This is a genomic window from Brevundimonas sp., assembly GCF_044336875.1.
In the GTDB taxonomy this organism is placed as follows: Bacteria; Pseudomonadota; Alphaproteobacteria; order Caulobacterales; family Caulobacteraceae; genus Brevundimonas.
Genome location: NZ_JBIIOP010000004.1, coordinates 233,350 through 254,455, shown reverse-complemented (window position 1 = coordinate 254,455; position 21,106 = coordinate 233,350). Strand labels below are relative to the sequence as shown.

Here is a 21,106-nt window from a genome sequence, read left to right as displayed (position 1 = left end):
GAACACCGGGCAGGGTCATGGCGGCTCGCCTAACGGGGGGAAGGGCCGGGGCGCGCGACATCCCCTCGCCGAGAACGGCGAAGCTGGCTTGAACAAGCCGTTGGGGTGCGCAGGCGGAAAGGCCCATGGAAGTCGTCGGTCCTGAACCGGGCGCGCCAATCCGAAACGGAAGGCCGCGTCCCTGGTCCGCTCTTCGAACCACCGGCTGGGACGCCGGGGCGGTTCTCGGATTGGTGAAAGTCAGCGCCGCGAGGAGGGCGCGCCGGGTTTCGCACGGGCGAAAAGGCGCGATCGGTTCGCGAGCGGTTCACAGCATAGTCACGCCGCACGCGAATTAAAAGGTGTTCGGCCTTAACCCCCTGAATACGAGCGTCTGGCATCATGGCGGTCAGTTGAGTGGGTATCGGGTTCGACCTCGCGATGGGCGATCGTATTTTGACAGGTCTGGGGCGCTGGGGCGCGAGGGAATGGGCGATGACCGCCCTGGCCTTCGCCGTCATATGCGTGGTCGGGCTGTTCGCCACGCGCGGTTTCGCCTGGGGCGCCCAGGGCGACGTGCTGGCCGTGCGTTTCGGCGCCGACGGCGACCGGACCCGCGTGGTCATCGACCTGGACAAGTCGACGCAAGGGCGGGTCATCGACGCCGGCGCGGACGGGCGGGTCACCCTGGCCCTGAACGGCGTTGCGCCGGGACGCGGCCTGGACGGCGGCGGTTCGGGCCTGGTCCGCTCCTATCGGGTCGAGGCCGCCGGCGGCGCGTCTCGCGTGCGGCTGGAGCTGGCGCGCGGCAGCGAGATCGAACGTCGTTTCCTGCTGCCGCCCGGCGACGGAGTGACCCACTATCGCTATGTCATCGACCTGAAGGCGGTCGGCGGCGCCGTCGCGGCCTCTCGCGCCGGCCCGGCCGTGCGCGCCGCGCCCGAACCGCGACGTGCCGAAAAGCCCCTGGTCGTCATCGACGCCGGCCACGGCGGCAACGACCCCGGCGCCAGCGGCGCCTCGGCGCGCGAAAAACAGGTCACCCTGGCTGCGGCCCTGGCCCTGAAGGCCGAGCTCGAGCGCACCGGCCGCTATCGCGTGCGCCTGACCCGGTCCGACGACACCTATGTGGACCTGTATCGTCGCGTCTCCATCGCGCGCCAGGCCGACGCCGACCTGTTCATCTCCCTGCACGCCGACGCGGGCGCCGATCCGGCCCTGCGCGGGGCCAGCGTCTATACCCTGTCGGAACAGGGCGCGGGTCGGGCGGTGCGCGAATTCACGCGCGGCGACAACTGGCACCGCGAACTTCACCTGCCGGGCCGCGACCCGTCGGTGGACCGGATCCTGCTGGACATGACACAGCGGGCCACCCAGAATCGGTCGGCCCAGTTCGCCCGGGTCCTGCTGACCCATCTGGAGGGTTCAGAGCATCCGCTGCTGCGCCGCAGCCATCGCGACGCCGGTCTGGCCGTGCTGCTGGCGCCCGACGTGCCGGCTGTCCTGCTGGAGATGGGCTTCATCACCAATCCCGAGGACGAGCGGATGCTGACCGACGAACGCGCCCGCCGCCGCCTGATGAAGTCGGTCGCCGACGGCATCGACCGCTATTTCCGCGAGCCTTCGGCCCCGCTGATGACAGCCTCGAATGAAGGCGCCGCCGGTCGGCCCTGATCCGCCCCGAAAGCGGACGCAACCAAGCGCCGTCTCGCCTGTTCGGAAAGCCATGAAGAAAGCCATAGTCACGGGTGGAGCCGGCCTGATCGGGTCCGGCGTCTGCAAGAGTCTGATCGAAGCGGGCTGGGAGGTCGCGTCCTTCGACCTGAAGGCGACCATGGGCGAGGCGCGTCAAATCCTGTGCGACATCGGCGACGAGACCTCGGTGACGCGGGCGTTTGACGAACTGGGCTGGTCGGATCTGGACCTGCTGGTCAACAACGGCGGCGTCGCCAATCCGGTGAACGGGCCGCTGGCCGAGCTATCGCTGGCGGACTGGCGGCGCACGGTGGACAGCCACCTGACCGGCGCCTTCCTGATGAGCCGCGCCGCCATCCCTCTGCTGCGCGAGGGCGGGAGCATCGTCAATATGGCCTCGACCCGCGCCTTTATGTCCGAGCCGGAGACCGAAGCCTATGCGGCGTCGAAGGGCGCCATCGTCGCCCTGACCCACGCCCTGGCGATCAGCCAGGGACCTGGGTTGCGGGTCAACGCCATAGCGCCGGGCTGGATCTCGGGCGACGACGACCTGCGGGCTGTCGATCACGAACAGCATCCGGTCGGACGCGTCGGCCGGGTCGAGGACATCGCCCGGGCCGTGCTCTATCTGGCCGAGGCCGGTTTCGTCACCGGGCAGGTGCTGACCGTGGACGGCGGCATGACCAAGAAGATGATCTACGCCGACTAGGCTTCAGGCCAGACCAGCCTTCTTCAGGGTCTTGAACGCCTTGATGACCCGCTGCAGCTTGGCCTCGGCGCCCCGGTCGCCGCCGTTGGTGTCCGGATGGAAGCGTTTCAGCAGATCGTGATAGCGGGCCTTGATCAGGGCCTTGTCGGCGCCGGGGTCCAGATCCAGGTCGGCCAGGGCCGCGCGTTCCAGCTTGCCGATCCGGCGATCCTCGGTCGGGGACTGGGGCGCCTGGTCGCCGCGACGGCCGAACAGGCCGAAGCTGTCGCGCCAGGACCCCGCGCCGGTGTTGTTGGCCGTGCCCATCTTGGCCGAGAAGGCGGCGGCTTCACGCGTGAACTTTCCGGCCTGCATCTCCCAGGTCGGGCGGCCTCCGGTCATGGCCTCGTTCTCCTGGACGGCGCGGACCTCGCCCTCGCTCATCCCGGCGTAGAAGTTCCAGCCCTTGTTGTATTCGCCGGCGTGGCCCTGACAGAATTCATAGAAGTCGTTCAGCCGCTCGCGCGACTTGGGCGCCTTGGCGGTCGCGGCCTTGCGGCAGTCGGGCCATTGGCACGGCTTTTCGCCCGGCTTCAGGTGGAGGACGTCGGCCTTGGCGGCTTCCTCCTCGGCCTTCGGCGGTTTCACCCGAATGTCGGTGAAGCGCGGTTTGTATTGAAAGGAAGCGGACATCACCCGAAGTGTAGTCCGGAATTGGACCTCTTCAAGGAAACGATCATGTCAGACGGCCCCGTGGCGACGATTATCCGTGAAAAACTCAGCGCCGCGCTCTCGCCGCAACGGCTCGAGGTCGAGGACGACAGCTGGCGACACGCCGGTCACCACCACGAGGGCGGCATGGACGCGAAGCCAGGCGGCGAAAGCCATTTCAATCTGGTGATCGTCTCGTCAAATTTCGAGGGCCAGTCGCGACTTCTGCGCCAGCGGGCTGTCAACGCCCTGCTCAGGGAGGAGCTCGCGGGGCCCGTTCATGCCCTGTCCATCAAGGCTCTGACGCCCGCAGAGGCCGCGCACAGCGCCTGATTGCGGGAAAAACCAGCGTTCACTTCGTCTTAGAACCTTCGCCCTAGCGTCACGCGACCAAACAGAACGTGGGGACGGCTGGGCTATGGTGGAATCTGACGGCGTCGCGAAGGCCTTGCCAGGCGACAAGCGTGCGGGCGATGCGGCCCAGGCCCTGACCGCCATCCTGCAGACTCAGTATCTGCGCTATCTGATCATCGCCAGCTGGGCTGTGGGTCTGCTGGGCACGGTGGGCTGGTGGCAGGCGCTGCTTTGGTTCGTCCTCACCCTGGGCGCCGGCTCGATCCGCGGCGTGGTCGAACACAAGCTCAGCCATCGCGTGGACGCCGGCTGGGGCATGATCTTCCCCGCCGTAGCCACCATCACCACCGCCGCCTGGGCGATCGCACCCCTGATGGCCTGGTTCTCTGCCTCGGCCTTCGGGCAGGCCCTGGCTATAGCCCTGATCATTTCCGGCTATGTGCTGGTCTTCGCCCAGCTGCGCAGCTCGCCGCGCCAGGCCATTATTATCTCGTCGCCCTATGGCGCCGCCGCCGCGATCATTCTTTTCAGCCTGTGGGGCACGCCTGAGTTCTGGTCGATGCTGGGGGTTTTGCCCTTCACTGTCGCCGGCCTGTTCGTCCTGGTGACCATGACCATGCTGCGCGAGCAAAGGATCGAGGCCTTCCAGGCCCATCAGGCCCATCTGATCGAGGAACTGGAGGCCGCACGCGACAAGGCCAACGCCGCCAACGACGCCAAGTCGAACTTCCTGGGCGTGATCTCGCACGAGCTTCGCACCCCGATGAACGGCGTGCTCGGCGCGGCCCAGTTGCTCAGCGCCACGCGGCTGGAATCCACCCAGCGGGAATATCTATCGATCATCCGCAACTCGGGCGACAATCTGCTGTCGCTGCTGAACGATATTCTCGACATGACCAAGATCGAGGCCGGCAAGATGACCTTCGAGGTCGTCGACGTCGTGGTCGAGGATCTGCATCGTCGCATCACCGGCCCGTTCGAGGCCCAGGCCGAGGCCAAGGGCCTGACCTTCGTCTCGACCTTTGAGGGCGAGATCCCGGCCGTGGTGCGGGGCGACCCGCTGCGCGTCTGCCAGGTGGTGCAGAATCTGCTGTCGAACGCGGTGAAGTTCACCGACGCGGGCGACATCCGCTATGTCGTGCGCGGCCAACGCATCTCCGACCAACGGGTCGGCTTCGAATTCTCGGTGACCGACAGCGGCGCCGGCATTTCCGCGACCGATCTGGAGCGGCTGTTCCAGCCCTTCACCCAGGTGGACGCCTCGTCGACCCGTCGGTTCGGCGGCACAGGGCTGGGGCTGACCATCGCACGACGCATGGCCAATATCATGGACGGCGACATCACCGTGACCTCGGTGGTGGGCGAGGGGTCCTGCTTCACCCTGACGGTCGAGGCCGAGGTGGTGGAATGGGCCAGGCCGGTGCAGGCCGAGGCGGTGGAGGACGAGGTCGAGGACGTCGCCAGCCTGCGGGTTCTGGTGGTCGAGGATCACCCGGTGAACCGTATGATCCTGGAAGCCTGGATGAGCACGGCCGCACATGTCACCGCCACGGCCGAGAACGGTCAGCTGGCCGTGGACGCGGCACGCGAGCAGCCCTTCGACCTGATCATCATGGACGTCAACATGCCGGTCATGGACGGGCTGACCGCCACCCGCCTGATCCGTGACGGCCAGGGACCCAACGCCCAGACGCCGATCGTCGTACTGTCCGCCTCGGCCCGCAGCGAGGATCACCAGGCGGGCCTGGACGCCGGAGCCGACGCCTATCTGAACAAGCCCATCGACTTCGGCGCCCTGGCCGAGATGATGAGCCGTGTCCCCGGCGGGCGCGAGGCGGTAGGACGCGCCGCCTTGCCGGCTGCGGAGCAATCGGTCGCTGCCTGATTGGGGCTGAAACCGGGCCTTAGTCTGAACGGCAGGCGACCGCGCCGGTTCAGATGCGCCTCAGCCGTTGGTCTCCATAGTGCGGGCAAGTCGAATGGTTCGACCGCAGATGGAGACATCATCATGAAGAAGATCCTCACCGCCACGATGGCCGCGGTCCTGACTGCGACCACCCTGGGCGCGGCAGGCGCGGCCTCTGCCCAGTCGCGCAACGACCACCGCTACGAACAGCGCCAGGATCGCCGCGACGACCGTCAGGAACGTCGTGAAGATCGCCGCGACTTCCGTCAGGACCAACGTCAGGACCGTCGGGAATTCCGCCAGGATCAACGCCAGTACGCCCGCTGGCAGCAGGCCCAGCGTCGCTACAACGCCCCGCGTTACGCCCCGCCGCGCGGTTATGCGACCCGGAACTGGAGCTATGGCCAGCGGATGCCGGCCTATTACCGCTCCAACGCCTATGTGGTGAACGACTACAACCGCTACGGCCTGCGCGCCCCGCCGCGTGGCTACCAGTATGTCCGCAGCGGCAATGACGTGGTGCTGGCCGCGGTCGCCGGCGGCCTGATCACCGCCGTCATCGCCGGCCTGTTCAACTGACCCATCGTTGACCGGGATAGACGCCCCGGAGGGAAACCTCCGGGGCGTTTTTCGTTGTGGGCTGACGGCGACGCTGCGGACGCCCAAGATGGACCATCATGCGCGCCTTCGCCGAACTTCTGGACCGCCTGTCGCTGACCGCCTCGCGGAACGCCAAACTGGTGCTGGTGCGGGATTATCTGCGGGCGACGCCGGATCCCGACCGGGGCTGGGCCCTGGCGGCCCTGACCGGGGACCTGACCTTTGACGCGGCCAAGCCGGCCATGATCCGCAAGGCGGTCGAGGCGCGGGTGGACGGGGTGCTGTTCGGCTGGTCCTACGACTATGTCGGCGACCTGGCGGAGACGGTCGCTCTGATCTGGCCCGCCCCGCCGGAGCGGCGGCCCAATCGTGAGCCGGAACTGGGCGAGGTGGTTGAGGCGCTGCGGACCGCCGGGCGAACCGAGGTGCGCGGCCTATTGGAGGGCTGGCTCGACGCGCTGGAGCCCAAGGCTCGGTGGGCGCTGCTGAAACTGATGACGGGCGGCCTGCGCGTCGGCCTGTCGGCGCGGCTGGCCAAGACGGCGGCCGCCATGATGCGGCCCGAGACGGTCAGTTCGACGCCTTCGCCGGACGGAGGTGAGGCGAAATTGGCGCTGGATCCGGTCGACGTCTCGGCGGTCGAGGAGGTCTGGCACGCGGTGGAGGCGCCATACAGCGACCTGTTCGCCTGGCTGGAGGGGCGGGCGGAGCGACCCAGCCCCGATGCGCCGGGCCGGTTCCGTCCGGTCATGCTGGCCGTTGCAGTCGACGAGGCGGTCGATCTGCCGAAGATGGATCCGGCCGATTTCGCCGCCGAGTGGAAATGGGACGGGATCCGCGTCCAGGCGGTGGTCGAGGGTGGGGTGCGCAAACTGTGGTCCCGCACCGGAGACGAGATTTCGGCCGCCTTTCCCGATGTGATGGAGGCCTTGGCCTTCGACGGGGCGCTGGATGGGGAGCTGGTGGTCTGGCGCGATGGAGCCATCGCGCCTTTCGGCGACCTGCAGCAGCGGCTGAACCGCAAGACGGTCGACGCCAAGGCGATGGCGGCCTTTCCGGCGGCTGTGGTGGCCTACGACATACTGGCGGACGCAGGCGAGGATGTGCGCGGCCTGCCGCTGCGCGACCGCAGGGCGCGGCTGGAGGCGGTGGTCGCGGCGCATAGGGGCGAGCGGCTGCATCTGTCGCCGTTGGTCGACTATGCCGACTGGGGTCAGCTGGCGCGGCTGAGGGCCGATCCGCCGATCGGGGCGGCGGCCGAGGGGTTGATGCTGAAACGTTGGGACAGTCCGTACCTGGCGGGGCGGCCAAAGGGGCCGTGGTTCAAGTGGAAGCGCGATCCCCACGTCATCGACGCCGTGCTGATGTACGCCCAGCGCGGCCACGGAAAACGCTCCAGCTTCTATTCCGACTATACGTTCGGGGTCTGGACGGAGGAGGGGGCGCTGACCCCGGTGGGCAAGGCCTATTTCGGTTTTACCGATGAGGAGTTGAAACAGCTCGACAAGTTCGTGCGCGACCACACGGTGGACCGGTTCGGGCCGGTGCGGTCAGTGCGGGCCGAGCGGGATTTCGGCCTGGTGCTGGAGATCGCCTTCGAAGGCCTGCAACGCTCGACCCGGCACAAGTCGGGCGTGGCCATGCGGTTTCCGCGCGTCAGCCGTATCCGCTGGGACAAGCCTGCACGGGAGGCGAACACCATCGGCGACGTCATGGACCTGCTGGACGCCATCGAAAGCGGAGGCGGACGGATCGCGAAAGCCTAGTCCGGGCGTTAGTCCGGACGGATGACCATGCAGGTGACCCGGCGTTCGGCCAGGGCCGCGCAGGCGGACTTGGCGGCGTCCTCGGTGAGGCCGGTGAAGCGCGAGCGATACCAGTCGCCGGCCGTCTGGACATTGCGTTCGGCGCTGGCGAACTGGCTGCGGAAGCGGCGGTTGACCTCGGCCAGCCAGTCGTTGGCGACCTTTTCCTCGCGGAAGGCGCCGACCTGGACGGCCCAGCGGCCCGAGGGGCGGGCTGCGGCGGCGCGGGCGGGTTCACGCGCCGGAGGCGGCGTGGCGCGGCTGGGCGTGGTCGAGGGGGCGACGGCCGCGCCGCGCGGGGCGCCGTTCAGCGAGGCTGTGACATTGGCGGGCGCTCGGTTGGCCTGGACCTGACCGGCGGCCTGGGCGGTCGCGGCGGCCCGCTGGCTGGCGGCGGCTGCGCGCTCGGACGGTGCGGGCATGATCCGGGTCGGCAGGGCGGCGGGCGGCGGGGCGGCCGTATAGGCGACGGCGGTGGGCGATTCCGCACCGATGCCGTCCTCGTCGTCATTGCCGATTGCGGCGTAGGCCACCGGCGGCGCCAGGGCCTCGGCGCCAATGCCGAAGCCGCGCTGTTCGAAGAAGGTCTGGGCGATCTGGATGGTCTCGCCCTGCGAGCGACGACGTTCGACCTCGAAGCCGGTGTCCATCAGTTCGGCGACGTGGGCGTTGCGGCTGGCGCTGGAGCGGCCGCCCAGGACGATGGTGATCAGGCGACGGCCGTCACGCACGGCCGAAGCCGCCAGGTTGTAGCCCGAGGCGTTGGTATAGCCGGTCTTCATGCCGTCATAGCCGCGCCCCGTCGGCAGCAGGCCATTGGTGTTGCGGTAGTTGCGGCCGTTGTAGGCCCAGTCGTGCAGACCGAAATAACTGTAATACTGGGGGAAGTCGCGCATGATGGCGCGGGCCAGTATGGCCTGGTCGCGGGCCGAGGTCAGCTGGCGTGCGTCGGGCAGGCCGTTGGCGGTGACATAGCGGGTCTGGGTCATGCCCAGCTGTTCCGCCTTCAGCGTCATCAGATTGGTGAAACGGGCTTCCGAACCGCCGACGTGTTCGGCGATGGCCACGGCCATGTCGTTGGCTGAGCGGACGGCGGTGGCGCGCATGGCGTCGTCCAGGGTGATGGTCTGACCGGCGGCCAGGCCCAGTTTCGACGGCGGCTGGGAGGCGGCGCGAGCCGAGACGGTCAGGACATCGTCCGGCTTGACCTTGCCCTGAGAGAGGGCCTCGAAGGTCAGATACAGGGTCATCATCTTGGTCAGGGATGCGGGATAGCGGCGGCTGTCGGCATGACGCGCGAACAGGACTTCGCCCGAGGCGGCGTCGATGACGATGGCGGCGTAGCGGCTGTTTTCCTGAGTCTGCGCTTCAAGCGGCCTGATGTTCGCGCCCAGGACCAGGGAGAGCGCAAGAACGGCGAAGAGGCCACGGCGGAGAAAGGCGATCATGGGCGGTTACGACCCTCGGTGAGCAGGGTGCGACAGGCCCCCCGGCCGACGCGATGGAAGAGCTAGCATAGAAGTCGCGGGTTTCATGGTGGTTAACCGGCCGTCAACGGGAATTTGAAGCGCCGAACCAGGTTATCGGCGTTCATATGGTGCATTGCACAAAACAACCTTGAATGACCTTCGCACTTGCAGCATAAGCCGCTCAGGCAAGGTTCGCCTTGCGCTTGAATTTCCGCCGTGCCTATCCCCTTTCAGGCCCAGATATCGGAGACACGATCATGGCCGACAGCGCTGAACACGTGAAGAAGACAGTCGAGCAGACCACCGCCAAGGCCAAGGCCCAGGCCGCCGATTTCCAGGCCGCCGGCGCCCAGGCGTTCCGCGAAACCCTCGACAAGTCGGTGGCCTCGCTGGGCGAACTGAACGCTCACGGCAAGAAGAACCTAGACGCCATGGTCGAGTCGGCGGCCGTCGCCCAGAAGGGCGCCGAGGCCCTGTCGCAACAGGCGCTGGGCTTCGCCAAGACCTCCTGGGAAGACGGCGTCGCCGCCAGCAAGGAACTGTCGACCGCGCGTTCGGTGCAGGAGTTCTTCGAACTGCAGACGGCCTGGGCCAAGAAGTCCATGGAACGCTACATGTCCGAACTGACCAGGACGAACGAGATCGTCACCTCCACGGTCAAGGACAGCCTGAAGCCGATCAACGAGCGCGTCACCGCCTCGGTCGAGACCTTCCAGGCCGCCCGCTGATCAGCGGCGACCCTTGAACGGATCCGAAAGGCCCCGGAGTTCGCTCCGGGGCCTTTTTCGTTCTGTGTCCAAGGTTTGCGGTTCACGAAACCTGTGACTGGACGCCGCTTCAATTCAGGCCATCATTCCCTATCTGATAGAGACAAGACGACTCCCCATCACGGAATACGAATGCCCATACAAAGGCCCGGTGAAACCGGGGGCGGTCAAGGAACCGCCACCGTCACCGAAACCAAGCCGAAGCTTCAGAAGCCCTCGCTGTATCGGGTGCTGATCCTGAACGACGATTATTCGCCGATGGAATTCGTCGTCTATGTGCTGGAGCGGTTCTTCCAGAAGTCCCGGGAAGAAGCGACCCGCATCATGCTGCATGTGCATCAGCATGGCGTGGGGGTCTGCGGCGTCTTCACCTACGAGGTCGCCGAGACCAAGGTCGCGCAGGTCATCGAGACCGCGCGTCGCCACCAGCACCCTCTGCAATGCACGATGGAAAAGGACTGAGAGGAGCCTCCCTATGCCTTCATTTTCCCGTCCTCTCGAAGAAACCCTGCACCGCGCGGTGGGATACGCCAACGAGCGCAGGCACGAGTATGCGACGCTCGAGCACCTACTGCTCGCGCTGATCGACGATCCCGACGCGTCGGGCGTCATGCGCGCCTGCAATGTGGATCTGACCGCCCTGAAGGCGGCCCTGACCCTGTATGTCGACAATGATCTCGCCGCCCTGGCCACGGCCGACGGCGAGGACGCCAAGCCGACTGCGGGCTTCCAGCGCGTGATCCAGCGCGCGGTGATCCACGTCCAGTCGTCCGGCCGCGAGGAAGTGTCCGGCGCCAATGTGCTGGTCGCCATCTTCTCCGAGCGCGAAAGCCACGCCGCCTACTTCCTGCAAGAGCAGGACATGACGCGGTACGACGCGGTCAATTTCATCGCCCACGGCATCGCCAAGAAGGCGGGGGCCGGCGAGACGCGTCCGGCCAAGGGCTCCTCGCCCGAGGAGGCCGAGGACCAGTCGGCCGTCAAACAGGGCGGCGAGGCGCTGGAAGCCTATTGCGTCGACCTCAACGAGAAGTCGCGCCAGGGCAAGGTCGATCCGCTGATCGGTCGTCAGGCCGAGGTCGAACGCTCGATCCAGATCCTGTGCCGCCGGACCAAGAACAATCCGCTGCTGGTCGGCGATCCCGGTGTCGGCAAGACCGCCATCGCCGAGGGTCTGGCCCGCAAGATCGTCAACGGCGAAGTGCCCGACGTGCTGAAGGGCGCCACCATCTACTCGCTCGACATGGGCGCGCTGCTGGCCGGCACCCGCTATCGCGGCGACTTCGAGGAGCGGCTGAAACAGGTGGTCAAGGAGCTGGAGAACCACGACAACGCCGTGCTCTTCATCGACGAGATCCACACGGTGATCGGCGCCGGCGCGACCTCGGGCGGGGCCATGGACGCCTCCAACCTGCTGAAGCCGGCCCTGGCCTCGGGTTCGCTGCGCTGCATGGGATCGACGACCTACAAGGAATATCGCCAGCACTTCGAGAAGGACCGCGCCCTGGTGCGTCGCTTCCAGAAGATCGACGTCAACGAGCCGACAGTCGAGGATACGGTGAAGATCCTGAAGGGTCTGAAGACCTATTACGAGCAGCACCACAAGGTCCGCTACACCGACAGCGCCATCCGCACCGCCGTCGAACTGTCGGCCCGCTACATGACCGACCGGAAACTGCCGGACAAGGCGATCGACGTGATCGACGAGGCCGGGGCGTCGCAGATGCTGCTGACCGAATCCAAGCGCAAGAAGGTGATCGGCCAGAAGGAGGTCGAGACCGTCATCGCCAAGATGGCGCGCATCCCGGCCAAGTCGGTGTCCAAGTCCGACACCGAGAGCCTGCGCGAACTGCAGGTCGATCTGAACCGGGTCGTCTTCGGCCAGGAACAGGCGATCGAACAGGTCTCGGCGGCGATGAAGCTGGCGCGGGCGGGTCTGCGCGATCCGAACAAGCCCATCGGCTCGTTCCTGTTCAGCGGCCCGACCGGCGTCGGCAAGACCGAGGTGGCCAAGCAACTCGCCGCCACGCTGGGCATCGAGATGCAGCGGTTCGACATGTCCGAGTACATGGAGCGCCACACGGTCAGCCGTCTGATCGGCGCCCCTCCCGGCTATGTCGGCCATGACCAGGGCGGCCTGCTGACGGACGCCGTGGACCAGCATCCGCACGCCGTCATCCTGCTGGACGAGATCGAGAAGGCCCACCCGGACGTCTACAACATCCTGCTGCAGGTGATGGACAACGGCATGTTGACCGACGCGGTCGGCAAGAAGGTCGACTTCAGGAACGTCATCCTGATCATGACCACCAACGCCGGCGCCGCCGACAACGCCCGCGCCTCCATCGGCTTCGGCCGGGGCAAGGTCGAGGGCGAGGACGACAAGGCCATCCAGCGCCTGTTCGCGCCGGAGTTCCGCAACCGGCTGGACGCCATCGTGGCCTTCAAGCCGCTGCAGGCCGAGACGATCCGCTCGGTGGTGACCAAGTTCGTGCTGCAGCTGGAAGCCCAGCTGGCGGACCGCAACATCACCATCGAGCTGACCGACGAGGCGGCCGACTGGCTGGCCAAGAACGGCTTCGACGAACTGTATGGCGCGCGTCCTCTGGCGCGGGTCATCCAGGACTCGATCAAGAAGCCGTTGGCCGACGACATCCTGTTCGGGCGTCTGACGCGCGGCGGGCATGTCAAGGTCCAGCTGAAGGACGGCAAGATCGACTTCGACGTGACCAGCCCCAGCGGCGCGCCGGCGAAGTCAGAGGAAGAAGAGACGGCCTGATCGGTCGGATCTTCAGGAAAGACGAGGCCCGGGCGGCGACGCCCGGGCCTTTTTTCATGCGCGGCGTGTGCGGTCGCGCCATAGTGGGCTGATGCAGGCTGGGGTGGATCAGGACGAGGCGACGGCGCAGGCCGAGGCGCAACTGGCGGCGGGCGACCTTAGGGGCGGATTCGCGGGGCTGAAGGCTGTGCTGGCGGCCGATCCCGATCATCCGGCGGCTTTGGCGACCATGGGGCTGTTCCTGTCTGCCTATGGCGATCCGGGGCAGGCGAGCCAGGTGTTGAGCCGGGCGCTGGCCAGGGCGGTTGATCCAAGGACGCGCGGTCGCGTGGCGGCGGCCTTGGCCGAGCGACTGGCGGACCTGTCGCCGAACGGCTGGCACACGGTGCTGGACGCAGATCTGACGGTGCTGCTGAACGAGGCGTCGGTCGATCCGCAGACGCTGGCGCGGGTGACGGCGCGGACCCTGTTGCTGAAGGCGCCGAGTTTCGACGGGGCGGTCGAGACGCTGGAGGCGCTGGGGCGTGATCCGCTGTGGCTGGCGTTTCTGTCGCGTTGCCTGAACGTCGATGCGGCGATGGAGGCGCGGTTGAACGCGTTGCGCGCGGCGCTGCGGGCGACCGAGGGCGCGGAAGGGGAGGGGCGGGCGGCCCTGATCCAGGCCTTGGCGTTGAACGGTTTCGCGGCGGAATATCTGAATCCGGCGTCGGGCGATGTGACGCCGCCTCTGGCCTGGCTGTTCCGGGCGCCGGAGGCGGGCGAGGGCGCCGGCGGCGAACTGGCGCGGCGGGCCGTCGAGCAGCCGAAGCGCGAGCGTGAATTGGCGGCGGGGCTGGAGCGGTTGACACCCCTGTCCGACGACGCCGTGTCCGGGGCGGTGCGGGACCAGTACGAGGTCAATCCCTATCCGCGTTGGGCGACTCCGCCGGCGCCTTCCCTGCGTTCGCTGGCGGCGGTGATCGAGGCCCTGCCGGGGTTGGACCGGGCGGCCTTCGGCGGGCGGGCGGAGACGGTGCTGGTCGCCGGCTGCGGCACGGGGTTCGAGCCGATCGATCTGGCGCGGACCGATCCGGGCTTGTCGATCACCGCCATGGACCTGAGCCGCGCCAGTCTGGCTCACGGGGCGCGGGTCGCGGACGAGCTGGAGCTGTACCGGGTCCGGTTCGCCGTGGGGGACATATTGGCGCTGGATCGGATCGAGGATCGGTTCGACCTCGTGACCAGCACCGGCGTCATCCACCATATGGCGCGGCCCCAGGACGGGCTGGCGCGGCTGACGGGCGTGCTGCGGCCGGGCGGGGTCGTCCGGCTGGGCCTCTACAGCGAGCGGGGCCGCGATCTGGTGAAACGGGCGCACGCCCTGATCCGCGAGCGCGGCTGGACGGCGAACCCGGCCGACATCCGCGCCTTCCGCGCTCACGTGCTGGCCCTGCCGGACGAACATCCGTTGGCGGGGCTGAGGGCAAGCGACGACTTCTACAGCCTGAGCGGCTGTCGCGACCTGGTCTTCCATGTGCAGGAACATCGCTACACGCCGCCGCAACTGGGCGATCTGCTGGACGGGGCAGGGCTGCGGCTGATCGGGTTCGAGGCCTCGCCCGAGGCGGAAGAGGCGTCCCGGCAGGCGTTCGGGGCGACGGCGAACCGGCTGGATCTGGGTCTATGGGACCGGTTGGAAGCGCGGCGGCCGACCCTGTTTGCGGGGATGTATCACCTTTGGGGACAACGAAAATGAGCCTCTCCCGTGGAGAGAGGCCTTGAGCGCCCGAGAGCGTAGCGATCGGTCTTGCGCGAAAGGGTGAGGGAGAGACGGTGCGAGCCGGTTTTCGACCGAACCCTCATCCGTCCGCTTCGCGGCCACCTTCTCCCAAAGGGAGAAGGACGAGATCTAACTCCGTTTGAACGGCGACTGGTCCTCGGTCAGGGCGACGATCTCAGCCTCCACGGCCGGGCCTTCGCCGCGCAGATACTGGGCCACGGGGCCGCGCAGGGCCGGGTCGGCGATGAAGTGGGACGAATATACGGGCGAGGGCAGATAGCCGCGCGCGATCTTGTGCTCGCCCTGGGCCCCCGCTTCGACGCGGGACAGGCCGCGCGCGATGGCGAATTCGATGGCCTGATAGTAGCAGAGCTCGAAATGGAGGAAGGGCACGTCCTCCAGGGTTCCCCACTGGCGGCCGTACAGGGCGTCGCGGCCGATGAAGTTCAGGGCGCCGGCGATGGGGGCTCCGTCCCGGTAGGCCACGACCAGGGCGATGCGGTCGGCCATGGTCTGACCCACCATCGAAAAGAAGGCGCGGGTCAGATAGGGCTGGCCCCATTTGCGGCTGCCCGTGTCCATGTAGAAGGCGAAGAAGGCGTCCCAGGCCTCCTCGTTCAGATCGGCGCCGGTCAGGACGCGGATGTCCAGATCGGTCTGGGCGTCGCGGCGTTCGCGGCGGATGGTCTTGCGCCGATTGGACGACAGGGCGGCCAGGAAGTCGTCGAAGGTCTTGTAGCCGTCGTTGTGCCAGATGAACTGGATGTCGCGGCGGGGCAGCAGATCGGCGTCGGTCAGGGCGGACCAGTCGCTCTCGTCCGGGAAGTTGACGTGCAGGGACGAGACGCCCAGTCGCTCGACCAAGGTCAAAGCGCCCTGGACCAGAGCCTGTCGCACCGTGGCGCGGTCGGCGTCGGGATGGGCCAGGAAGCGCGGCCCGGTCGCGGGGGTGAAGGGCACGGCGCCCAGCAGTTTGGGATAATAGCGGCCGCCGGCCCGCTCATAGGCGTCGGCCCAGCTGTGGTCGAAGACATATTCGCCCTGGCTGTTGCCCTTCAGATAGAGGGGCATGACGCCGAGGACAGCGTCGTCTTCGTCGCGCAGGGCCAGATGGCGCGGCGCCCAGCCCTGGCGCGGGGCGGCGCTGCCCGAAGCCTCGCAGGCGTGCAGAAAATCGTAGGAGACGAAGGGATCGCCGGTCGGGTCCGCGCAGGCGTCCCACGCGGCTTGGCCGATGTCGGCGATCCCGTTATGAACCGAGATCTGGAAGATCAGCGGATCTCCACGACGGCGTCCACCTCGACGGCGAAGCCCAGCGGCAGCTTGTAGACGCCGACGGCCGAACGGGCGTGGCGGCCGGCGTCGCCGAAGACCTCGACCATCAGGTCCGAGCAGCCGTTGATGACGGCGGGAATCGCCTCGAAGTCCGGGCCGGCCTGGACGAAGCCGCCCAGTTTGACGATGCGGACGACGCGGTCCAGGTCGCCGTCGCAGGCGGCCTTGATCTGGGCGATCAGATTGATGCCGCACAGGCGGGCGGCGGCGGCGGCCTCTTCCGGCGTCACGTCGACCCCGACCGTGCCCTTGACCCCGCCCGAGGCGTCGTTCGACAGCTGGCCCGAGATGTGGACCACGGCGCCCGTCTGGACGAAGGGCACATAGTTGGCCACCGCCTTGGCGGGTTCCGGCAGGACGATGCCAAGTTCGGCGATGCGGGCTTCGATGGTCATGGGGGCTCCTTGATCTGGTCGGCGGTTTAGCGTGGCGCAAGGGCGGCGTCACCCATTCCTGCGCCCTTAAAGGTTCGCCAACCGCCGTGTGTCAGGGTGACGGCCATGGACATGCACCTGACCCCCGACGTCGCCGCCTTCCATGCCGTGCTGGCGCGGTTGTCGCCCGAAGACAGGGCGCGCGTGGATGCGGCGCAGGCGCCGGCCGCCGCAAAGGCCGCAGCCGTCGCGGCCCATTGGGACTTCGAGGCGCCGGCCAAGGCGGTCGACGCCTTCCTGGGCGCGGGCGTGTCGGACGAGGTGCGGCGCGGCCTGGTCGCGACCTGGATGCTGCAACTGCCCGACCGGGTGCTGGCCATGGCCCTGCCGGCCGAGGTGATGGCCCTGTATCCCTATTGGATCGAACAGGTCGCCGCCTTCCTGACCAAGGCCGAGGGTGATTACGACCAGGACCACTGGTCCAAGGATGTGCGTTTCTCGCTGGCGCTGAGCGTGCCGGGCGCCAAGAGCCAGGTGATCGACCTGTCTTCGCCGGTCGGGCCGGGGCAGATCGTCACCCATGTTCGTCAGGGCTGGGGGCTGAAGCCGCTGTTCCGCTATCTGGCGGCTGGGGCGAAGAAGGAGCCCTGGCTGGAGGTCCATACCGAGAGCCGCTGGCTGCGCGGCTTCAACGAGGACGGCTGGAACGACGCCTGGGCCACGGCCGCCGAACTGTGCCGCGCCCGGCCTGAGTTGGCGGGGATGATCGGCTCCAGCTGGTTCTATGACCCCCCCCTGACCGAGATCAGCCCCCGCCTGGCCCACCTGCGGCTGAACCCGCTGAACGGCGGCGCCTTCATGGTCCACCAGGGGCCGGCGCCGATCCATACCGAACGAGCCGGCGCGGCCTCGGCCTCGCGCAAGGCCTTGATCGACAGCGGCGAATACACCGCCCGGTCGTGGCTGATGGTCTGGCCGCGCAAGGAGCTGATCGCCTGGGCGGATGCGCGCAAGGCCGGTTGAACCGAGGCGTCTGCACCGAAACTCCACGTGCGGCCGATGGCCGGTCGGGCGATAAGCTCTTCATCGACTTGGGAGTGACGGCGATGATGCGGGCGGCGACGACGGGATTGGGCTGGCTGCGGCCGGCCGGGTGGGGCTTGGTCGCCCTGGCCCTGCTGACGCCTCTGGTCGCCATGCAGTTCACCCGCGAGGTCGCCTGGACCGCGTCGGACTTCCTGTTCGCCGCCGGGCTGCTGGTCGGCGCGGGGCTCCTGATCGAACTGGCTGTGCTTAAGGTTCGAAACCGGACCGGGGCAGCGATCATTGCCGGAGTGGTGGTCTTGGCCGTCCTGCTGATCTGGGCTCAGGGCGCAGTGGGGATTTTCTGATCCTACCCCCATTCCGTCATCCTCGGGTCAAGTCCGAGGGTGACGGTTATTGGGTCGCAATTCTCCACGCCGCCGCAACGGGCTGGATGTCCAGATCGGCGGCCTTGGCCAGGCGGATGATGCGATCCAGATCGTCGGGTCTGCAGCCGTAAGGGGTCGGGGCGTCGCTGACATCGTGGCCATAGGCGATCAGCCAGCCTTTCGACGCGGCCGTGTCCGCCACCAGTTTTTCCAGATCGTAGCCGGGCAGACGGCGGCTTTCGAGGCCGATGGCCTGCAGCAGATTGCGGTCGGCGCGTCCGGCGTTGATCCCGTCGCGCACGCCGCGCCCGCACAGGAAGCGGCTGTCGATCACGGACTTGGAGCCCAGGGCGCAATCGCCGAAGGGATAGGCGAAGGTGCGCATCTGATAGTCGTCCAGTCGCTCGGCCACCCAGGCGGCGTTGCGGGCCAGGCTGGCGTCCAGCTCGGCCGGCGACAGGGTCAGGGTCGAGACGTGTTCGTAAGTGTGGCAGCCGACCTCGTGGCCGGCGTCGTGGAGCGCCTGAAGGTGCTCGGTTTCGAACTGCGGCAGATCCAGGTTCCGACCGCCGGCCAGGCCGCCGCAGACATAATAGGTGGCCTTGACCCCGTGCTGGGCCAGGATCGGCCCCGCTTCGGTCCAGGCGGACATCGGGATATCGTCGAACGACAGGCTCAGGAGGCCGCGCGCCGGCTGGACCATCGCGGGGCGGACGTCGAGATAGCGGCCGGCGCGGCGGCGCATCTTGTCGATAAAGTCGTTCATCCCGCGCTTATGCCGGATCGGGCTTAAGGCCGGGTTTCAGACCGTGACGGGTTGGGCGATCAGGCCGCGCACGCCGAAGACGCGGCGATAACGGTCGATCTCGCCCGGATCGCCGACGGCCTTTTCCGGATTGTCCGACAGTTTGACGGCGGGGCGACCGCCGGCCTCGACTACCTTGCAGACCAGGGAGATGGGCTCCAGCTCAGGCGCCGGGACGGGCGAACAGTCGCGGAAGTCGTTGGTCAGATTGGTGCCCCAGCCGAAGCTGAGACGGGCGCGACCGTGGAAATGGGCGTGGGCGGCCTCGATGCCGTCGATGTCCATGCCGTCCGAGAAGATCAGCAGCTTCTCCTTCGGATCGCGCCCGCGTTCGCGCCACCAGTCGATCAACCGCTCGCCCGCCGGGATGGGCGGGGCCGAGTCCGGGCGGAAGCCGGTCCAGTCGGCGACCCAGTCGGGCGCCTTTTCCAGGAAGGCCTCGGTGCCGAAGGCGTCGGGCAGGACGATCAGCAGATTGCCCGCATAATGCCGTCGCCATTCGTCCAGCACCGTATAGGGGGTCTGGGCCAGGGCCGCGTCGTCGGGGGCGAGGGCTGCCATGACCATCGGCAGTTCGTGGCCATTGGTGCCGATGGCTTCCAGATCATTCTCCATGGCGTGGAGCACGTTGGAGGTGCCGATGAAGGCCTTGCCCAGGCCTTCCTTCAGCGCCTGGATGCACCAGCGCTGCCACAGGAAACCGTGGCGACGGCGGGTGCCGAAATCGGACAGGGCCAGGTCGGGCAGGGCGCGCAGCCGCTCGACCTTGGACCACAGTCGGGTCTTGGCGCGCGAATAGAGGACGTCCATCTCGAACCGGCCCAGGCGGCGCAGGCCTGTGCGGCAGCGCAGTTCGTTGAGGATGGCCAGCGCCGGGATTTCCCACAAAGTCACCTCCGCCCAGGCGCCGGAGAAGGTCAGGACATATTGTCCGTCCTGAACCGACAGGTCGTAGTCCGGCAGGCGGTAGTCGGTCAGCCAGGCGATGAAGTCGGGCGAGAAGATCTGTTTCACGCCATAGAAGCTGTTGCCCGACAGCCAGACCAGCTCCTTGTTGGTGAAACGCAGGGTGCGGGCGTGATCCAGTTGATCGCGCAGGACCGCGATGTCGATCTCGTCGGCCAGACGCACCGACGTGGTGCGGTTGATGACCTGGAAGACGACGGGCGTGTCGCGGTGCTCGCGCCAGATCATCTGCAGCATCAGCAGCTTGTAGAAGTCGGTGTCCAGCAGGCTGCGGACGATCGGGTCCAGGCGGAAGCCGTGGTCGTAGGCGCGTTTGGCGAGATCCATATCGTTTCCTAGGACTTCAGCACGCGTCCCGCCACCACGGCGTCCTTGCCGAACTTCTCGCGCAGCTTGTCGATGGCGCGTTCGGTCTTCAGCGCGCGGGTCTCGCCGGTCTGGAACAGGCCGGCGGGGGCGTCGTCGGCGTCCTGGATGTCGGCCATGCCGATGCCTATCAGACGATAGGGCAGGCCCAGTTCGGGCTTCAGCAGGTCGCGTCCGGCGGCGAACAGGGCGCGGGCGGTCTGGACCGGATCGGCCAGGGTGACGCGTCTGGTGACGATCTTGAAGTCGGTACGGCGCAGCTTCAGCACCAGGACGCGGCTGGCCACGCCGTCGCGCCGGGCCTTGGACGCCAGTTTCTCGCACAGGGGCCACAGCTCGGCCTCCAGCGCCTCGGTCGAGGTCAGATCCTCGTTGAAGGTGGTCTCGGCGCTCATCCCCTTGCGGTCGCGCTCGGGGTTCACGGCGCGGGCGTCGCGGGCGTGGGACAGGTCGTGGAGGCGCAGCCCCGATTCGCCGTAGCGTTTGACCAGGTCGCGCACGTCGGCGGCGGCGAGATCGCCGATGGTCGCATAGCCGTCGCTGCGGAGGGCCTTGCCGAACACCGGGCCGACGCCGGGCAGGGTGGTGACGGCGCGCGGCGCCAGCAGGGCCTGGGCGTTGGCGGCGCCGACGACCGAGAAGCCGCGCGGCTTGTCCATCTCGGACGCCATCTTGGCCAGGAAACGGTTCGGAGCCAGGCCGATGGAGACGGTCAGGCCGGTCTCCTCCTCGATCTGTTTCTGGAAACGGATCAGCTGAAAGGCGGGCGGGCCGCCGTTCAGACGTTCGGTGCCCGACAGATCCACCCAGGCCTCGTCCAGCGACAGGGGTTGGATCAGGGGCGTCAGATCGCCGAGGGCCCCCAGGATGCGTTTCGATTCGAAGACATATTTGGTGAAGTCGGGCTTGATGACCACGGCCTCGGGACAGGCCTTCAGCGCCTTGAACATCGGCATGGCGCTGCCGACGCCGTACTGGCGGGCGACATAGCAGGCGGTGGAGACGACCCCGCGCTTGCCGCCGCCGATGATGACCGGCCGGTCGCGCAGTTCGGGCCGGTCGCGCTTCTCCACCGAGGCGTAGAAGGCGTCGCAATCCATATGGGCGATGGACAGGGTGTCCAGCTCGGCGTCCGCGACGATGCGCCGCGAGCCGCACGACGGGCAACGGCGATCGGGCGGCCCGGCGGGATCTTCGCCGGTCCACAGGCAGTCGCGGCAGATGGCCTTGATGGCCACGCTTAAGGTCTCCGTAACGTTGGCTTCACCCCAACTTAAGACTGGGCGCCCACTATCGCACCCAACGAGGCGTCCCATTTTTTCAGGGGCCCGCAGGT

At 67.6% G+C, this 21,106-nt stretch carries 19 protein-coding genes; 12 read left to right on the top strand and 7 right to left on the bottom strand.

The window, feature by feature from the left end; all coding sequences use genetic code 11:
- Nucleotides 1-474: 474 nt before the first annotated feature.
- Both ACIQ1T_RS08110 and ACIQ1T_RS08105 read left to right on the top strand, forming a co-directional pair.
- Nucleotides 475-1,653 carry an N-acetylmuramoyl-L-alanine amidase gene (locus ACIQ1T_RS08110; protein WP_395944023.1) on the top strand — a complete coding sequence of 393 codons (1,179 nt, stop codon included), beginning with the start codon at nucleotides 475-477 and terminating at the stop codon, nucleotides 1,651-1,653.
- A gap of 52 nt (nucleotides 1,654-1,705) precedes the next feature.
- A complete protein-coding gene (locus ACIQ1T_RS08105; RefSeq protein ID WP_395944022.1) occupies nucleotides 1,706-2,383 on the top strand; it encodes an SDR family oxidoreductase in 678 nt (225 codons plus the stop codon).
- Nucleotides 2,384-2,386: 3 nt separating this feature from the next.
- On the opposite strand, the gene ACIQ1T_RS08100 is transcribed toward ACIQ1T_RS08105, so the two are convergent.
- Nucleotides 2,387-3,055 (bottom strand): J domain-containing protein, encoded by a 669-nt coding sequence (locus ACIQ1T_RS08100; protein WP_395944021.1) that lies wholly within the window; start codon nucleotides 3,053-3,055, stop codon nucleotides 2,387-2,389.
- A 45-nt stretch (nucleotides 3,056-3,100) separates the two neighbouring features.
- Between ACIQ1T_RS08100 and ACIQ1T_RS08095 the strand changes: the two genes are divergently transcribed.
- The 4 genes from ACIQ1T_RS08095 to ACIQ1T_RS08080 all read left to right on the top strand — a co-directional run bounded on the left by ACIQ1T_RS08095 (nucleotide 3,101) and on the right by ACIQ1T_RS08080 (nucleotide 7,699).
- Nucleotides 3,101-3,406 (top strand): BolA family protein, encoded by a 306-nt coding sequence (locus ACIQ1T_RS08095; protein ID WP_395944049.1) that lies wholly within the window; start codon nucleotides 3,101-3,103, stop codon nucleotides 3,404-3,406.
- 85 nt (nucleotides 3,407-3,491) lie between these two features.
- Nucleotides 3,492-5,312, top strand: coding sequence for a response regulator (locus ACIQ1T_RS08090; protein WP_395944020.1), 1,821 nt, complete (start codon nucleotides 3,492-3,494; stop codon nucleotides 5,310-5,312).
- Nucleotides 5,313-5,435: 123 nt separating this feature from the next.
- Nucleotides 5,436-5,912, top strand: a complete 477-nt coding sequence (locus ACIQ1T_RS08085; RefSeq protein WP_395944019.1) for an RcnB family protein — start codon at nucleotides 5,436-5,438, stop codon at nucleotides 5,910-5,912.
- Between the two features lie 98 nt (nucleotides 5,913-6,010).
- Nucleotides 6,011-7,699 carry a cisplatin damage response ATP-dependent DNA ligase gene (locus ACIQ1T_RS08080; RefSeq protein WP_395944018.1) on the top strand — a complete coding sequence of 563 codons (1,689 nt, stop codon included), beginning with the start codon at nucleotides 6,011-6,013 and terminating at the stop codon, nucleotides 7,697-7,699.
- An 8-nt stretch (nucleotides 7,700-7,707) separates the two neighbouring features.
- Here the strand turns inward: ACIQ1T_RS08080 and ACIQ1T_RS08075 are convergent, their stop codons facing one another.
- Nucleotides 7,708-9,186: a D-alanyl-D-alanine carboxypeptidase gene (locus ACIQ1T_RS08075; protein ID WP_395944017.1), complete on the bottom strand. Its 1,479-nt coding sequence runs from the start codon at nucleotides 9,184-9,186 to the stop codon at nucleotides 7,708-7,710.
- 278 nt (nucleotides 9,187-9,464) lie between these two features.
- Here ACIQ1T_RS08075 and ACIQ1T_RS08070 point away from each other — a divergent pair, with 278 nt between their 5' ends.
- The 4 genes from ACIQ1T_RS08070 to ACIQ1T_RS08055 all read left to right on the top strand — a co-directional run bounded on the left by ACIQ1T_RS08070 (nucleotide 9,465) and on the right by ACIQ1T_RS08055 (nucleotide 14,488).
- Complete coding sequence (locus ACIQ1T_RS08070; protein ID WP_395944016.1) at nucleotides 9,465-9,935, top strand: phasin family protein; 471 nt, start codon at nucleotides 9,465-9,467, stop codon at nucleotides 9,933-9,935.
- A gap of 171 nt (nucleotides 9,936-10,106) precedes the next feature.
- A complete protein-coding gene (gene clpS / locus ACIQ1T_RS08065; protein WP_201097917.1) occupies nucleotides 10,107-10,436 on the top strand; it encodes an ATP-dependent Clp protease adapter ClpS in 330 nt (109 codons plus the stop codon).
- 13 nt (nucleotides 10,437-10,449) lie between these two features.
- Nucleotides 10,450-12,753, top strand: a complete 2,304-nt coding sequence (clpA, locus tag ACIQ1T_RS08060; RefSeq protein WP_395944015.1) for an ATP-dependent Clp protease ATP-binding subunit ClpA — start codon at nucleotides 10,450-10,452, stop codon at nucleotides 12,751-12,753.
- 91 nt (nucleotides 12,754-12,844) lie between these two features.
- On the top strand, nucleotides 12,845-14,488 hold the full coding sequence (locus ACIQ1T_RS08055; RefSeq protein WP_395944014.1) for a methyltransferase domain-containing protein: 1,644 nt from the start codon (nucleotides 12,845-12,847) through the stop codon (nucleotides 14,486-14,488).
- Between the two features lie 153 nt (nucleotides 14,489-14,641).
- On the opposite strand, the gene ACIQ1T_RS08050 is transcribed toward ACIQ1T_RS08055, so the two are convergent.
- On the bottom strand, nucleotides 14,642-15,787 hold the full coding sequence (locus ACIQ1T_RS08050; RefSeq protein ID WP_395944048.1) for a GNAT family N-acetyltransferase: 1,146 nt from the start codon (nucleotides 15,785-15,787) through the stop codon (nucleotides 14,642-14,644).
- On the bottom strand, nucleotides 15,784-16,242 hold the full coding sequence (locus ACIQ1T_RS08045) for a RidA family protein (protein WP_395944013.1): 459 nt from the start codon (nucleotides 16,240-16,242) through the stop codon (nucleotides 15,784-15,786). The genes ACIQ1T_RS08050 and ACIQ1T_RS08045 overlap by 4 nt, the downstream gene beginning before the upstream one ends.
- A 111-nt stretch (nucleotides 16,243-16,353) precedes the next feature.
- Here ACIQ1T_RS08045 and ACIQ1T_RS08040 point away from each other — a divergent pair, with 111 nt between their 5' ends.
- Both ACIQ1T_RS08040 and ACIQ1T_RS08035 read left to right on the top strand, forming a co-directional pair.
- Nucleotides 16,354-17,244, top strand: coding sequence for a hypothetical protein (locus ACIQ1T_RS08040; protein ID WP_395944012.1), 891 nt, complete (start codon nucleotides 16,354-16,356; stop codon nucleotides 17,242-17,244).
- A gap of 83 nt (nucleotides 17,245-17,327) precedes the next feature.
- On the top strand, nucleotides 17,328-17,612 hold the full coding sequence (locus tag ACIQ1T_RS08035) for a hypothetical protein (RefSeq protein ID WP_395944011.1): 285 nt from the start codon (nucleotides 17,328-17,330) through the stop codon (nucleotides 17,610-17,612).
- A 46-nt stretch (nucleotides 17,613-17,658) separates the two neighbouring features.
- Here the strand turns inward: ACIQ1T_RS08035 and ACIQ1T_RS08030 are convergent, their stop codons facing one another.
- Genes ACIQ1T_RS08030 through ACIQ1T_RS08020 form a run of 3 tightly spaced genes read right to left on the bottom strand, consistent with a single transcriptional unit; the run spans nucleotide 17,659 to nucleotide 21,008 of the window.
- On the bottom strand, nucleotides 17,659-18,399 hold the full coding sequence (locus ACIQ1T_RS08030; protein ID WP_395944010.1) for a polysaccharide deacetylase family protein: 741 nt from the start codon (nucleotides 18,397-18,399) through the stop codon (nucleotides 17,659-17,661).
- Between the two features lie 36 nt (nucleotides 18,400-18,435).
- Nucleotides 18,436-19,731, bottom strand: coding sequence for a nicotinate phosphoribosyltransferase (locus ACIQ1T_RS08025; protein WP_395944009.1), 1,296 nt, complete (start codon nucleotides 19,729-19,731; stop codon nucleotides 18,436-18,438).
- A gap of 8 nt (nucleotides 19,732-19,739) precedes the next feature.
- Entirely contained in the window at nucleotides 19,740-21,008 is a 1,269-nt protein-coding gene (locus ACIQ1T_RS08020; RefSeq protein ID WP_395944008.1) for a DNA polymerase IV, read from the bottom strand.
- Nucleotides 21,009-21,106 lie beyond the last annotated feature (98 nt).

Coding starts and splice junctions, on each gene's coding strand:
- clpS (WP_201097917.1), top strand. CDS start 10,107: ATGCCCATACAAAGGCCCGGTGAAACCGGGGGCGGTCAAGGAACCGCC.
- ACIQ1T_RS08085 (WP_395944019.1), top strand. CDS start 5,436: ATGAAGAAGATCCTCACCGCCACGATGGCCGCGGTCCTGACTGCGACC.
- ACIQ1T_RS08045 (WP_395944013.1), bottom strand. CDS start 16,242: ATGACCATCGAAGCCCGCATCGCCGAACTTGGCATCGTCCTGCCGGAA.
- ACIQ1T_RS08110 (WP_395944023.1), top strand. CDS start 475: ATGACCGCCCTGGCCTTCGCCGTCATATGCGTGGTCGGGCTGTTCGCC.
- ACIQ1T_RS08095 (WP_395944049.1), top strand. CDS start 3,101: ATGTCAGACGGCCCCGTGGCGACGATTATCCGTGAAAAACTCAGCGCC.
- ACIQ1T_RS08030 (WP_395944010.1), bottom strand. CDS start 18,399: ATGAACGACTTTATCGACAAGATGCGCCGCCGCGCCGGCCGCTATCTC.
- ACIQ1T_RS08040 (WP_395944012.1), top strand. CDS start 16,354: ATGCACCTGACCCCCGACGTCGCCGCCTTCCATGCCGTGCTGGCGCGG.
- ACIQ1T_RS08080 (WP_395944018.1), top strand. CDS start 6,011: ATGCGCGCCTTCGCCGAACTTCTGGACCGCCTGTCGCTGACCGCCTCG.
- ACIQ1T_RS08090 (WP_395944020.1), top strand. CDS start 3,492: ATGGTGGAATCTGACGGCGTCGCGAAGGCCTTGCCAGGCGACAAGCGT.
- ACIQ1T_RS08055 (WP_395944014.1), top strand. CDS start 12,845: ATGCAGGCTGGGGTGGATCAGGACGAGGCGACGGCGCAGGCCGAGGCG.
- ACIQ1T_RS08075 (WP_395944017.1), bottom strand. CDS start 9,186: ATGATCGCCTTTCTCCGCCGTGGCCTCTTCGCCGTTCTTGCGCTCTCC.
- ACIQ1T_RS08105 (WP_395944022.1), top strand. CDS start 1,706: ATGAAGAAAGCCATAGTCACGGGTGGAGCCGGCCTGATCGGGTCCGGC.
- ACIQ1T_RS08100 (WP_395944021.1), bottom strand. CDS start 3,055: ATGTCCGCTTCCTTTCAATACAAACCGCGCTTCACCGACATTCGGGTG.
- clpA (WP_395944015.1), top strand. CDS start 10,450: ATGCCTTCATTTTCCCGTCCTCTCGAAGAAACCCTGCACCGCGCGGTG.
- ACIQ1T_RS08035 (WP_395944011.1), top strand. CDS start 17,328: ATGATGCGGGCGGCGACGACGGGATTGGGCTGGCTGCGGCCGGCCGGG.
- ACIQ1T_RS08070 (WP_395944016.1), top strand. CDS start 9,465: ATGGCCGACAGCGCTGAACACGTGAAGAAGACAGTCGAGCAGACCACC.
- ACIQ1T_RS08025 (WP_395944009.1), bottom strand. CDS start 19,731: ATGGATCTCGCCAAACGCGCCTACGACCACGGCTTCCGCCTGGACCCG.